A 12478-nucleotide genomic window follows, 5' to 3' on the forward strand; every position below is an offset into this window, starting at 1 on the left:
GAGTGTTTCGTTCCGCATCCAGCGCCTATCCTGCCCCCAACAGGAACAGGAGATGTGCGATGCGTGTGTTCGTCACCGGTGCCACCGGCTTCATCGGTTCGGCTATCGTCAGTGAGTTGATTTCGGCCGGCCATGAAGTCACCGGGCTGGCGCGCTCGGCGGAATCGGCGCGGCGCCTCGAAGTCGCCGGCGCACGGGTTGCACGCGGGACGGTCGACAGTCTCGACGTGTTACACCGCGAGGCGGGCAAAGCGGATGGGGTGATCCACGCCGCCTTCTTCCACGCCCTGTCCCACGCGGGGTTCGGCGCCCGCCTTCGCGTGCTGTTCGGCGGCCGTCCGAGCGGTATCGTCGGTCGCTTCACGCAGGCGGCCGTCGAAGCGGACCGGCGTGCAATCGAAACGATGGGCGGCGCGCTGAGCAAAGCGGCCCCACTGGTCGCGGCTTTCCCCACCATGGCGATGCGGGCGGGACAGACGGCGATCGAAACGGACCTGGCCGATCCCCGGGCGGTCGGTGGTGCCAGGGCACGCTCGGAACAGGCAGTGCAGGCGCTGGCCACGCGCGGGGTGCGCGCCTCGCTGGTGCGCCTGCCGCCCTCGGTGCATGACAAGACCCGTCAGGGCCTGGTCACCCAATTGATCGGCATGGCCCGCAAGTCGGGCGTGTCAGCCGTTGTCGGGGCGGGCGCGAACCGTTGGTGCGCGGTGCACCGGCTGGATGCCGCGGCCCTGTTCGTTCGGGCACTGGCGCACGGCGAGGCCGGTGCGCATTACCACGCCATCGGCGAAGAGCCGATCCCGGTTCGCGAGATCGCCACGACGATCGGCCATCATCTCGGCGTCCCGGTCAGAGAGCTGTCTGCAAAGGAGGCCGCGAGGCATTTCGGCTGGCTCGCCCCGTTCGTCGGGGCCGACAACCCGGTCTCCAGCCGGATCACCCGGGAGGTGCTTGGCTGGGCACCGAGGTATCCATCACTACGGCAGGATACCGTCGCGGTTTCCGACTGAGGGCGGAGAATTAGCGCAAAACATCGCCGGGTGCGCCGTCAACGCGGGCGGGCGGGCGCGGCGTGGATGTCGTCGTGGCAACGATCCGCCCAATCGACGAGGCTCGCCATCGGTGCTCAAGAGTGCGCGACCGTGTGTGCCGTAATCGTGTAGCCAAACGGGTCGCGAAACGCGAAATGGCGGCCAAAGGGGCCATTCTTCGGCGCGAAGGCGATTGGCGTGCCCCGCTCAATAAGATGGTCATGCAGGGCGTCGGCGTCATCGCAGCCGAACCAAATTGCGACGCCTTCACCGAGCCCGTCCGTTCCCTTCAGCTCGACCAGGGGCGTGCGAACGGCGAACGGGATCGGCCTGGTATCGAAAACTACGGCGCCCGGGGGGCTTTGGGCGATGGCCTTCAGCCCAACGACCTCGGTGTAGAAGATCCGTGCCGCATTGAGATCTTCGGTTTGAATGCCGATAAAATCGGGTCCGATCAGATGGGGCATAGCTGGGTTTCCTTTCGCTGGACAAGCTTTTAGTATCAGTGTGCTTATACAAATATAAGGACACTGATATGTCGAGTCAAGAGACTAACCCGGTGATGAGCGATCCCTACGCGACGATCGGCTTCGCGTTGAAGCAGGCTCAACAGGCGCTTCGCACTCGTTTGGACTCTGAACTGCGGGAAATCGGGCTGACGACGCCCCAGTATGCGGTTCTCGCTTTCTTGGAGGTCGAAGCCGGTGCCTCGAATGCCGCGCTCGCGCGCCGCGCCTTTGTGACGCCCCAATCGATGCAGGCCATCCTGGTCGCACTGGAGCGCTCAGGCTTTATTGCACGAACCCCCCATCCCGAACACGGGCGAATTCAAACGACGGAGCTGACGGAGTTGGGTCGTGGCGCCCTGGAAGCGGCCACCGGGATCGTGGCCGATACAGAAGCGCGTGTCCGCAACGCCGTGGCGCCTCTTGATCCCCGGGTAGTCACCGCAATGCTGCTACGGCTTGCGGAGGCACTCCGTTGAACAGATAACGACCGCAAGGCAATTCTTGGCTGGTTACAATCAAGTGCGGCCAAGCAAGTCTCACGGGAAGCTGTGACAGGCGCCCAAATCATATGCGGAAATATACATATATCGTTGTTTATCGCATATGATCTGGGAATGGCTGCACTTGCGCAGTACATGGAGGATCGCCTCGCCCGAGGGCGCGCTTACTTTGTGAGGGAGGAGGCGCTGGCCGCGCTTGGCTCGTCCCCCGAGACGCTGAACATGGCGCTCATGCGGCAAGCGAAGAAGCACCGCCTGGCGAGTCCTCGGCGTGGCTTTTACTTGATTCTTCGCCCGGAAGACCGGGCCGTCGGCGCGCCCGATCCGGCACGCTGGATCGACCCGTTGATGAAGTATCTTCGGCATGACTACTGTGTCGCGCTGTTGCGGGCAGCGGCTTTCCACGGTGCGGCACACCAGGTGCCCATGGTGTTCCAGGTGATCGTGCCCAGGCAGATGCGCAGCGTCGAGATGGGCCGGCACCGGCTGGAGTTCGTCTATCAGAACCCGTCCGCGTTCGCCAAGGTCAACCGGCCGGACTGGCTGGGCTCGCTGAAAAGCGAGGCGGGCTATGCGCAGGTCGCCGGCATCGAATTGACGCTGCTTGATTGCGCGCGTTATTTCCACAAGGCGGGGGTATCAACGGCGTGGCCCAGGTCGTGAAGGATCTGGGTGGCAAGGTGAGGGCGGACACGCTGGCCAAGCTGGCCGTGCACTACGAAAACTCGTCTGTGCGCCGCCTCGGCTACTTGCTGGAGCGCATGCAGCATGCGCGGCAAGCCAACGCCCTGCGACCCTTTGCCGGGAAAGCCAAGACGGCGGTGTTGCTGGACCCCTCCGTCAAGCCTTTGATCGAGGAGTTGTCCGGTCTCGATGAGAAAGATTCCCGGTGGAAGCTGATCCTCAATGAATCCGTGGAGGTCGATTTTTGATTCCCCAAGCCTATCTGCAGGCACGGAGCGCGGAGGCCCCATGGTGCGGACAGGCGCGAATTGTAGTCCGGCAATTCCGGTTTCGCAGGGTCGCGCTGGCATAATGCCACCATGACGACGCTCTACGATCCTGACGGCGCGATCGACGAGTTGGTGGGGCAGTTGGCCGCGCTGCTGCCGGCGCGCGACCGGCGCCTGGCCACAGCCGAATCCTGTACCGGCGGCATGATCGCGGCCGCCTGTACCGATATCCCCGGCAGTTCGGCCTGGTTCGAGCGCGGCTATGTCACGTATTCCAACGAGGCCAAGCAGTCCGATCTCGGGGTGGCGCCGGCGATGCTGGCCGATCACGGCGCGGTGAGCGCGCCGGTGGTCGCGGCCATGACCCGGGGCGTACTGACCGCGGCGCCGGGCGCGGATTGGGCGATCGCGGTATCCGGCGTCGCCGGGCCCGCTGGTGGCAGTGCCGACAAGCCGGTGGGCACGGTATTCATCGGCTGGCAGGCGCGCGGCGGCCAGCCCGACGTGGTTCGTTATCGGTTCGACGGCGACCGCCGTGCGGTACGGCATGCTTCGGTTCTGGCCGCGCTGGTCGGCCTGCGCGAACGCGTGGACGCCGGCTGAGGGCGGGGCGCGCATGACGGCCGGCGATACATCGGGATCACAGCGTCTGTTCTTCGCGCTCTGGCCGCCGCCCGATGCGGCCCGGCGCATCGCTGATCTCGGCGCGGCACTCGATGCCGGGGGCGCGCCGGTGGCCTGCGACAAGCTGCATCTCACGCTCGCCTTCCACGGCAACTGCGACGCGGCCGGGCGCGAGGCGCTGATCGCCCGCGCCGAGCGCGTGTCCGCAGCACCGATCGACCTCGTGTTCGACCGCCTCGACAGTTTTTCCAAACCCCGCCTGATCTGGCTCGGGCCTTCCGATCCACCCCAGGCGTTGATCGATCTTGCCGCTTTTTTGCGCGGCCCCGGTCTTGATCGGCGGCGTTTCGTGCCGCATATCACGTTGCAAAGAAAGGCCGCGCCGATCACGGCCCGTCCGGTCGTTCCCATCGCCTGGCGGGCGCGCGAGTTCGTGCTGGCCGAAAGCGGGGCGCACGGCGTGGTCGGCGCTTATCGCGTACTTGCGCGCTGGCCGCTCGCGGGCGAGGCTGGGCCTCTCGCAAATGTGAAATAATGCCGCCCATACCCGACCATCAGCAGTCTGCTTTCCCGCCCGGGAGGCCTGCGTTCGATTCGAACGGACCCGATCACTATGGATGAAGATCGCAAGAAAGCACTCGCCGCCGCGCTGAGCCAGATCGAACGCCAGTTCGGCAAGGGCTCGGTGATGCGCATGGGCGATGTCGACAACTCCAACGTCGCCTCGATTTCCAGCGGCTCGCTGACGCTCGACATCGCACTCGGTGTCGGTGGCTACCCGCGTGGCCGTGTGGTCGAGATCTACGGCCCGGAATCCTCGGGCAAGACCACGCTCACGCTGCAGGCCATCGCCGAGGCGCAGAAGGCCGGCGGCACCGCGGCCTTCATCGACGCGGAGCACGCGCTGGACCCGACCTATGCCGAAGCGCTGGGCGTGGATATCGAGAACCTGCTGATCTCGCAGCCGGATACCGGCGAGCAGGCGCTGGAGATCGCGGACATGCTGGTGCGTTCGGCGGCGGTCGATATCGTGGTGGTGGACTCGGTGGCCGCGCTCACGCCCAAGGCCGAAATCGAGGGCGAGATGGGCGATTCGCATGTCGGGCTGCAGGCGCGGCTGATGAGCCAGGCACTGCGCAAGCTGACCGCCAACATCAAGCGCACCGGCACCACGGTGATGTTCATCAACCAGATCCGCATGAAGATCGGCGTGATGTTCGGCAGCCCGGAAACCACCACCGGCGGCAACGCGCTGAAGTTCTATTCGTCCGTGCGGCTGGACATCCGCCGCATTGGCTCGATCAAGAAAGGCGACGAGGTGATCGGCAACGAGACCCGCGTCAAGGTGGTCAAGAACAAGATGGCGCCGCCGTTCCGCAAGGCCGAGTTCGAGATCCTCTACGGCGAGGGTTCCTCGCGCGAAGGCGAGATCATCGATCTGGGCGTGGCCAACAATCTGGTGGAAAAAGCCGGCTCCTGGTATTCCTACAACGGCGACCGCATCGGCCAGGGCAAGGACAACGCCCGCAAGTTCCTCAAGGACAACCCCGAAATCGCGCAGACCATCGAAGCGGCCCTGCGCGAGAAGCTGTTGCCGAAGAAAAAGACGAAGGAAGAAAAGGCAGCCGAAGCGGCCGCGGCGAATGGCGCGGATCAGGCCGGCGAAGCGGACCTGCTGTCTTCGGAAAACGGCGCCACTGCGGCCTCGGGCGCGTCCAAACGCGGCGCGAAATAGGCGGTCACGCCAGCCGTATCAATCCGATGATCGGCCGCGCGAAGCGCGGCCTTTGTCGTGAAGCGACATGGACGACGACACAAGCAACGAGCGGCCGGAAGACGAAGCGCGCCATGCCGAGCGGCTCGCGATTCGCAAGCGTGCCATGGATCTGCTGGCGCGGCGCGAGCATGCCCGTGCCGAACTCGTCACCAAACTGAAAAAACACGAGTACGCGGCCGATGACATCGAGGCCGTGCTCGACGGACTGGTCGAAGATGGCCTGCAGTCCGATGCCCGCTACGCCGAAGCCGCGGTGGCCAGCAAGGCCCGCCGTGGCATCGGCCCGATCCGGATCCGCGCCGAACTGCGCGGCGCCGGGGTGGGCGATGGCGAGATCGAGGCCGCCCTGGCCGATGCCGGCGTCGACTGGGACGAATTGGCCGAAGCCGCGCGGCGCAAGCGTTTCGGTGCCGAGTTGCCGGCCGACTTTCCAGCCCGGGCCAAGCAGATGCGTTTTCTGCAACGCCGCGGCTTCGATGCCGATCAGCTGGCGGCTGCGTTCGACGACTGATCTTCGGGCTGTTTGCGGCCTCGGTGACCTGTTTTTTCTATCCAAAGATTGCATGGATTTCGCAGATTGAATGCAGGCGGATCTTTGGTTACGGCGCGCCTATCGCTGTCGTAGCAAGGCGGCTCCGAACGCGAGTCATCGCCTTTTATTATCCGCAGATCGACGCAGATATACGCAGATCTGATGCATACGGCTACTGCGTCTGTTTCTGGATACGCCGTGGTAAACAACAATGCAACATGACAACAGGGTTGTATTCATCTGCGTGTGTCTGTGTTCATCTGCGGACGAAACAGTTTCTGCGAATAAAGGACCGCCGAACCGAACGCGCCGTTATAAACGACCCGACTGCGAAGTCGCTCGCGTTCAATCTGTGCAATCCGTGAAATCTGTGGACAGCGGCTTTTGAACACCCATCAAATAGATGGAATCTTGCCTGCACGATCGAATGGCCGGTGGCATGATCGGGTACGGATATTCAACGCGAGAGGTGCCATGAAAGTCACCGCCGAAATCTGTGTGATACCGCTGGGCGCGGGCGTGTCGGTGTCGAAGTACATCGCCGCCTGTGGCCCAATTCTCGAGGCCGCCGGATTGAAGCCGCAGCTGCATGCTTACGGCACGAATGTGGAAGGTGAATGGGACGCCGTCTTTGCCGCATTCAAGGCATGCCACCAGGCCATCCACGATCTCGGCGCGCCGCGGGTGCATACCGCGATCAAGGTCGGCACCCGCACTGATCGGGAGCAGACCAACGCCGACAAGATCGCGGCGGTGCGCGACATTGGAGGATAGTCGCGGTGGGGTGGGCGGCTCCGGTTTGCTAAACTGCCGGGCTATTCATGAAGGCTCTGTGCCGAAAGCATGCGCGCATGTTTTGAGGCCGCTGATGTGTACCCGGAGACGCGACCCATGATGACCACCAACGCGCTGCGTTCGCGTTTCATCGAATATTTCAAGGCCAACGCGCATCGGTTCGTGGCCTCGTCGAGCCTCGTGCCGGCTGCCGACCCGACGTTGCTGTTCGTCAATGCGGGCATGGTGCCGTTCAAGGATGTGTTCCTCGGTCGCGACCAGCGCGACTATAACCGCGCCGTGTCGGCCCAGCGCTGTGTGCGTGCCGGCGGCAAGCACAACGATCTCGAGAACGTCGGCTATACCGCGCGCCACCACACGTTCTTCGAAATGCTGGGCAACTTCAGCTTCGGCGATTACTTCAAGCGCGAGGCCATACGTTTCGCCTGGGAGTTCCTGACCGTCGAACTGGAGATGCCGGCCGAGAAGCTGTGGGTCACGGTGTACGAGGAAGACGCCGAAGCCGAGGCCATCTGGAAGGATGACATCGGCATCCCCGAGGCACGCCTGGCCCGCATTGGCGCCAAGGACAACTTCTGGCAGATGGGCGACACCGGGCCCTGCGGTCCCTGCTCGGAGATCTTCTACGATCACGGCGAGCATATCTGGGGCGGCCCGCCCGGCACGCCGGAGGAAGATGGCGATCGTTTCGTCGAGATCTGGAATCTCGTGTTCATGCAGTACGACCGCCAGCCCGACGGCGAAATGCGCGATCTGCCCCAGCCGTCGATCGATACCGGCATGGGCCTGGAGCGCATTGCCGCGGTCATGCAGGGTACGCACGACAACTACGGCATCGATGTCTTCCAGACCCTGATGGCGGCCACCGCCGAGGCCGTGGGTATCGAAGGCCAGCCGCGCGAAGATCAATTGCCGTCGCTGAAGGTGGTGGCCGATCATATCCGCGCCACCGCGTTTCTGATCGCCGATGGCGTGATGCCGTCCAATGAAGGCCGCGGCTATGTGCTGCGCCGGATCATGCGGCGCGCGATCCGTCACGGCTATAAGCTGGGCGCGACCGGCACGTTCTTCTACCAGCTCGTCGCGCCGCTCGACGCGCTGATGGGCGAGGCCTATCCCGAATTGAGCGATGCCCGGGCCCAGATCGAGCGCGTGGTCGAGCAGGAGGAACAGCGCTTTTCGGAAACGCTCGCCCAGGGCATGAAGATTCTCGAGGATGCCATTACCGGTCTGTCCGGCACCGAGATCCCGGGCGAGACCGTGTTCAAGCTCTACGATACCTACGGCTTCCCGGTCGATCTCACCAACGACGTGGCCCGCGAGCGCGATCTGACGCTCGACAACGAAGGCTTCGAGCGCGCCATGAACGCGCAGCGCGAGCGCGCCCGGGCCGCCAGCCAGTTCGGCGCCGATTATCACGTCAGGCTCGACGATGTCGGCGACGCCACGACGTTTCTCGGTTATACCGAGGACGAGGCCGGGGCGAGGATCGTGTCGTTGCTGGTCGACGGCGAGCCCACCGATGCCATCGCGGCCGGGTCGCAGGGCGTGGTCGTACTCGACCGCACGCCGTTCTACGGCGAATCCGGCGGCCAGGTCGGCGATACCGGCACCATCGCCGGCGAGGGCTTTACCTTCGTCGTCACCGATACGCAGAAGCAGAACGGTGTATTCCTGCATATCGGCCATGCCGAGGATGGCGCGGTCGTGCCCGGCGCCGAGGTGACCGCCACGGTGGACGTGGCGCGCCGGCGCGACATCGAACTCAATCACACGGCCACTCATCTGCTGCACGCGGCGCTGCGCGACACGCTCGGCACGCATGTGCGCCAGAAGGGCTCGCTGGTGGCCCCCGATCGCCTGCGCTTCGATTTCTCGCACTTCGAGGCCGTCACGCCGGAACAGCTCGCGACCATCGAGGCCGAGGTCAACGACAAGATTCGCGAGAACATCGAAGGACGCATCTACGAGCGATCCTACGACGAGGCCGTGGCCGAGGGCGCGATGGCCTTCTTCGGCGAAAAATACGGCTCGGTCGTGCGCGTGGTGCGCTTCGGCGATTACTCGGTGGAACTGTGTGGCGGGACCCACGCGCCGGCCACCGGCGCGCTCGGCTTCGTCAAGATCACCGAGGAGCGCGGCGTGTCGGCCGGCAATCGGCGCCTGGAAGCGGTCTCGGGCAGCCATGCACTGGCCTGGATACAGGACGTGATCGATCGCCAGACACGGCTGGCCAGCCGGCTCAAGGCGGCGCCCAGTGAACTCGAGGACAAGCTGGATCGCGTGCTCGAGCGTGTATCCGGCCTCGAAAAGCAGCTCGAAGCGGCGAACCAGAAGCTGGCGGCCAGCCAGGGCGACGATCTGGCCTCGGCGGCGGTCGATATCGGCGGCGCCCAGGTCGTGGTCAAGCGCATGGACGGTGCCGATCGCAAGACACTGCGGGACACGGTCGACGCGCTCAAGAACAAGCTCGACAACGCCATTGTCGTGCTTGGTGCGGCCGAGGGCGACAAAGTCGCGTTGATCGCGGGCGTAGCCAAGGCGCAGGCCGACCGGGTGCCCGCCGGCGATCTGATCAATTACGTCGCCAGCCAGGTCGGCGGCAAGGGCGGCGGCCGTCCGGACATGGCCCAGGCCGGCGGCAGCGAGCCCGAGAATCTCGACGCGGCGCTCGCCAGCGTGGCCGGCTGGATCGACGAACGCCTGTCGGCCCGCACCGGCTGAGCCGAAAACGAATCAATGCACGGGCGGCCGCGGCCGCCGAGCCCAAGGAAAAATGAATCCATGGCACTGATTGTCCAGAAATACGGCGGTTCCTCGGTGGGGACGGTCGACAAGATCAAGCGCATCGCGGAAAAGATCAAAGGCTATCGCGACCGCGGCGATCAGGTGGTCGTGGTGGTCTCGGCCATGGGCGGCGAGACCGATCGCCTGACCGAGCTCGCCAGCGAGCTGTCCGGCCGCCCGGTGCCGCGCGAGATGGACGTGCTCCTGTCCACCGGCGAGCAGGTGACCATCGCGCTGTTGTCGATGGCGCTGTCACACATCGGCGTGAAGGCGCGTTCGTTCACCGGCTGGCAGGTGCCCATTGTCTCCGACGAGTTTCACTCGAAGGCCCGTATCGAGCGGATCGAGGACGACAATCTGCACGCTGCGATCGATGCGGGCGCGGTGGCCGTGGTGGCCGGTTTCCAGGGCATCACCGGCGACGGCTCGATCTCGACGCTGGGCCGCGGCGGCTCCGACACCACGGCCGTGGCACTGGCCGCCGCGCTCAAGGCCGATGAGTGCCAGATCTACACCGACGTCGACGGCGTCTACACCACCGATCCACGCGTGGTCTCCGGCGCCCGTCGCCTGGACAAGATCACGTTCGAAGAAATGCTCGAGATGGCCAGTCTCGGCTCGAAGGTCCTGCAGATCCGCGCGGTGGAGTTCGCCGGCAAGTACGGCGTGCCGCTGCGCGTTCTGTCGACCTTCGAGGAAGGCCCCGGCACGCTGATCACCCTGGAGGAATACGTGGAAGAACCGATTATTTCCGGCATCGCCTTTACCAAGGACGAGTCGCAGCTCACCGTGCTCGGCGTGCCCGACCGGCCCGGCATTGCCTATTCGCTGCTCGGCCCGATCGGCGAGAACAACATCGAAGTCGACATGATCCTGCAGAACGTCTCGGGCGACTCGTCGAGCGACTACACGCTCACCGACTTCACCTTCACCGTGCACAAGCGCGACTACGAGACCGCCAAGGAACTGCTCGAAAAAGCCGCTCCGGGTGTCGGCGCGCGCGAGGTCACCGGCACGCCCGACGTGTGCAAGGTCTCGCTGGTTGGGGTGGGCATGCGCTCGCACGCCAACGTCGCCGCGCGCATGTTCAAGGCGCTGGCCGACGAGAACATCAATATCCGCATGATCTCGACCACCGAGATCAAGATATCGATCGTGGTCGAGAACAAGTACCTTGAACTCGCCGTGCGCGCGCTGCACGACGAATTCGAGCTCGAGAACGAGCCGAAGCGGGTCGAGTCGGAACTCACGCCCGCGGCGGATCGGTAGGCGAACGGCATGGCGACGGGCGCTGCAGAACCGGCGTGCGCCGTCGTCCCGGTCAATGCGATCGGTCGTGAAAAAAAGGGTTTACCCCGGGCCATCGAATCGCTATCATGCGCAGCCTCGATTGATTGCGGATGCATCGCACGGTCGCTTCATTCGAAAGTCGCTTTGTTCGACGAATCGACGCAAAGGGCTGTGTAGCAACCAAGCCTTCGCGTTGAACGAGAGAAAGGATTTTTGGAGAGGTGGCCGAGTGGTCGAAGGCGCTCCCCTGCTAAGGGAGTAAGGGGTTTATAGCCCCTTCGAGGGTTCGAATCCCTCCCTCTCCGCCAAACAAGAAGTTAAGCGCCCGTAGCTCAGTTGGATAGAGCGTGCGGCTACGAACCGCAAGGTCGGGAGTTCGAATCTTCCCGGGCGCGCCATCAGAAGAAGACCAGAAGCCGACGGCTTCTGGTCTTTTTTTTTGCGCGCTAACAACGCGTTATAGGTGTTAGCCGGTCTATTGGCAGAGCGATTAGTAGCAAATTGCTCGATCGCTTCTGCGCGCTCGATAACTCTCCGTGCCCACCTCGTGCCTTTCCTGTGCCCAGATTGCAACGCGGCGTTTTTGCTCGGGAGCCGGTTTGACGCTAAGGCCCCGTGCCCCATCGCGCGATTTCAGTCGTCCGCGACTACTTCGAAGAGGTCTCCAACCTCGCACTCGAACAGGCGGCACAGTTTCTCTATGGCGTCGAGATCGACGCGAGTGGCGGTTTCTTTATAGAGGAGCGTGATGGTGTTGCGATGCAGGCCTGTTTCCCGCGCAACGTCCATCACCTTTAGCTTCTTCTCGCCCATCATCCTCGAGAGGTGGCATCTGATCATCTTCGTTATCCCAGAATGTCAATTAGAATGACAAAACGTTGACACGCGCGACGTATCGTCATACTGTAGGTCATACAGGATGACAAATAGCACATGGAATAAGCGTTTTGTCAGCCTGCGGATCATATCGCTATTTGACTGGAGGCGACAGTGAACGAAGAAACCTATCTCACGACCGAGGAATTGGCGCAGAGGATCAAGTATGACTGCCGCACGATCCGCGACCGACTAAAAGATTCGGTGCTGATCGAAGGCAAGCATTACTTCCGCCCATTTGGCGGTCGGAAAATTCTCTACATCTGGAGCGCGATAGAGAGGGATATGAAGAGCGCGGGTACGGCGCAGCAACCTGAAGTTGAGAGTGCGGGCATTCCCATGGCCGCGGGAGGATATTGCAATGTCTAGTATCCGAGCGAGGCAAGATACTGGACTGCTCTTCTTCGACTTTCGGTTCAAGGGAAAGCGCTGCCGCGAGCAGACCATGCTTCCCGACAATCAGCGGAACAGAAAGCGCCTCCAAAAAATCCTGGAGCAGATTGATGCAGAAATAACGCTGGGTGATTTCGAGTATCGGAAATACTTCCCCAACAGCAGCCGTGCCGCTCAGTTTGATTCCGATTCGGAACAGAGCGTAAGCAGTGTCGAGCAACCTACGCCTCTCTTCAAAGACTTCGCCGACACCTGGTGGCGGGAGAACGAAATCCGCTGGCGTCGCAACACGCAACTGGGCAATCGAGCGGTCCTGAACCGCCACCTGTTGCCCGCCTTCGGTGATCGGCCTGTCGGCGAGATCACCAAGGCGGACATACTGGCCTTCCGCGCCGAGGTGGCACAGTGCGC

15 protein-coding genes and 2 tRNA genes are annotated in these 12478 nt (G+C 63.5%); 15 read left to right on the plus strand and 2 right to left on the minus strand.

Going from position 1 to position 12478, the window contains the following annotated elements:
* Nucleotides 1-59 precede the first annotated feature (59 nt).
* Complete coding sequence (locus tag ACS8Y6_RS07785; protein WP_440855321.1) at nucleotides 60-1010, plus strand: SDR family oxidoreductase; 951 nt, start codon at nucleotides 60-62, stop codon at nucleotides 1008-1010.
* A 116-nt stretch (nucleotides 1011-1126) separates the two neighbouring features.
* Here ACS8Y6_RS07785 and ACS8Y6_RS07790 read toward each other — a convergent pair whose 3' ends face one another.
* Complete coding sequence (locus tag ACS8Y6_RS07790) at nucleotides 1127-1498, minus strand: VOC family protein (RefSeq protein WP_440855322.1); 372 nt, start codon at nucleotides 1496-1498, stop codon at nucleotides 1127-1129.
* A gap of 95 nt (nucleotides 1499-1593) precedes the next feature.
* Here ACS8Y6_RS07790 and ACS8Y6_RS07795 point away from each other — a divergent pair, with 95 nt between their 5' ends.
* From ACS8Y6_RS07795 to ACS8Y6_RS07850, 12 genes are all read left to right on the plus strand, one after another.
* A complete protein-coding gene (locus ACS8Y6_RS07795) occupies nucleotides 1594-2016 on the plus strand; it encodes a MarR family winged helix-turn-helix transcriptional regulator (RefSeq protein WP_440855323.1) in 423 nt (140 codons plus the stop codon).
* A 138-nt stretch (nucleotides 2017-2154) separates the two neighbouring features.
* Nucleotides 2155-2703 (plus strand): type IV toxin-antitoxin system AbiEi family antitoxin domain-containing protein, encoded by a 549-nt coding sequence (locus ACS8Y6_RS07800; RefSeq protein ID WP_440855324.1) that lies wholly within the window; start codon nucleotides 2155-2157, stop codon nucleotides 2701-2703.
* Complete coding sequence (locus ACS8Y6_RS07805) at nucleotides 2700-2972, plus strand: hypothetical protein (protein WP_440855325.1); 273 nt, start codon at nucleotides 2700-2702, stop codon at nucleotides 2970-2972. Before ACS8Y6_RS07800 ends, ACS8Y6_RS07805 begins: the two co-directional genes overlap by 4 nt.
* Before the next feature lie 111 nt (nucleotides 2973-3083).
* Nucleotides 3084-3596, plus strand: coding sequence for a CinA family protein (locus ACS8Y6_RS07810; protein WP_440855326.1), 513 nt, complete (start codon nucleotides 3084-3086; stop codon nucleotides 3594-3596).
* Nucleotides 3597-3609: 13 nt separating this feature from the next.
* Nucleotides 3610-4152, plus strand: coding sequence for an RNA 2',3'-cyclic phosphodiesterase (gene thpR / locus ACS8Y6_RS07815; protein ID WP_440855327.1), 543 nt, complete (start codon nucleotides 3610-3612; stop codon nucleotides 4150-4152).
* Nucleotides 4153-4230: 78 nt separating this feature from the next.
* Nucleotides 4231-5352, plus strand: a complete 1122-nt coding sequence (gene recA, locus ACS8Y6_RS07820; protein WP_440850567.1) for a recombinase RecA — start codon at nucleotides 4231-4233, stop codon at nucleotides 5350-5352.
* 67 nt (nucleotides 5353-5419) lie between these two features.
* The gene (locus ACS8Y6_RS07825; RefSeq protein WP_440855328.1) at nucleotides 5420-5905 is read left to right on the plus strand and encodes a regulatory protein RecX; all 486 of its coding nucleotides are present in this window, start codon (nucleotides 5420-5422) and stop codon (nucleotides 5903-5905) included.
* 495 nt (nucleotides 5906-6400) lie between these two features.
* Entirely contained in the window at nucleotides 6401-6700 is a 300-nt protein-coding gene (locus ACS8Y6_RS07830; RefSeq protein ID WP_440855329.1) for an MTH1187 family thiamine-binding protein, read from the plus strand.
* Nucleotides 6701-6817: 117 nt separating this feature from the next.
* Nucleotides 6818-9445, plus strand: a complete 2628-nt coding sequence (alaS, locus tag ACS8Y6_RS07835; RefSeq protein WP_440855330.1) for an alanine--tRNA ligase — start codon at nucleotides 6818-6820, stop codon at nucleotides 9443-9445.
* Nucleotides 9446-9505: 60 nt separating this feature from the next.
* A complete protein-coding gene (locus tag ACS8Y6_RS07840) occupies nucleotides 9506-10777 on the plus strand; it encodes an aspartate kinase (protein WP_440850564.1) in 1272 nt (423 codons plus the stop codon).
* A 236-nt stretch (nucleotides 10778-11013) separates the two neighbouring features.
* Nucleotides 11014-11106 (plus strand) — tRNA-Ser (locus tag ACS8Y6_RS07845).
* A gap of 13 nt (nucleotides 11107-11119) precedes the next feature.
* A tRNA-Arg gene (locus ACS8Y6_RS07850) sits at nucleotides 11120-11196 on the plus strand.
* A 235-nt stretch (nucleotides 11197-11431) separates the two neighbouring features.
* On the opposite strand, the gene ACS8Y6_RS07855 is transcribed toward ACS8Y6_RS07850, so the two are convergent.
* A complete protein-coding gene (locus ACS8Y6_RS07855; protein ID WP_440850563.1) occupies nucleotides 11432-11638 on the minus strand; it encodes a helix-turn-helix domain-containing protein in 207 nt (68 codons plus the stop codon).
* A 150-nt stretch (nucleotides 11639-11788) separates the two neighbouring features.
* Here ACS8Y6_RS07855 and ACS8Y6_RS07860 point away from each other — a divergent pair, with 150 nt between their 5' ends.
* Nucleotides 11789-12043: a hypothetical protein gene (locus ACS8Y6_RS07860; protein WP_440850562.1), complete on the plus strand. Its 255-nt coding sequence runs from the start codon at nucleotides 11789-11791 to the stop codon at nucleotides 12041-12043.
* Nucleotides 12036-12478 (plus strand): Arm DNA-binding domain-containing protein (locus tag ACS8Y6_RS07865; RefSeq protein ID WP_440855331.1); only part of this gene is annotated, 443 nt, incomplete at its 3' end. The genes ACS8Y6_RS07860 and ACS8Y6_RS07865, both read left to right, overlap by 8 nt.

This window comes from Salinisphaera sp. RV14, assembly GCF_052044135.1.
GTDB lineage: Bacteria > Pseudomonadota > Gammaproteobacteria > Nevskiales > Salinisphaeraceae > Salinisphaera.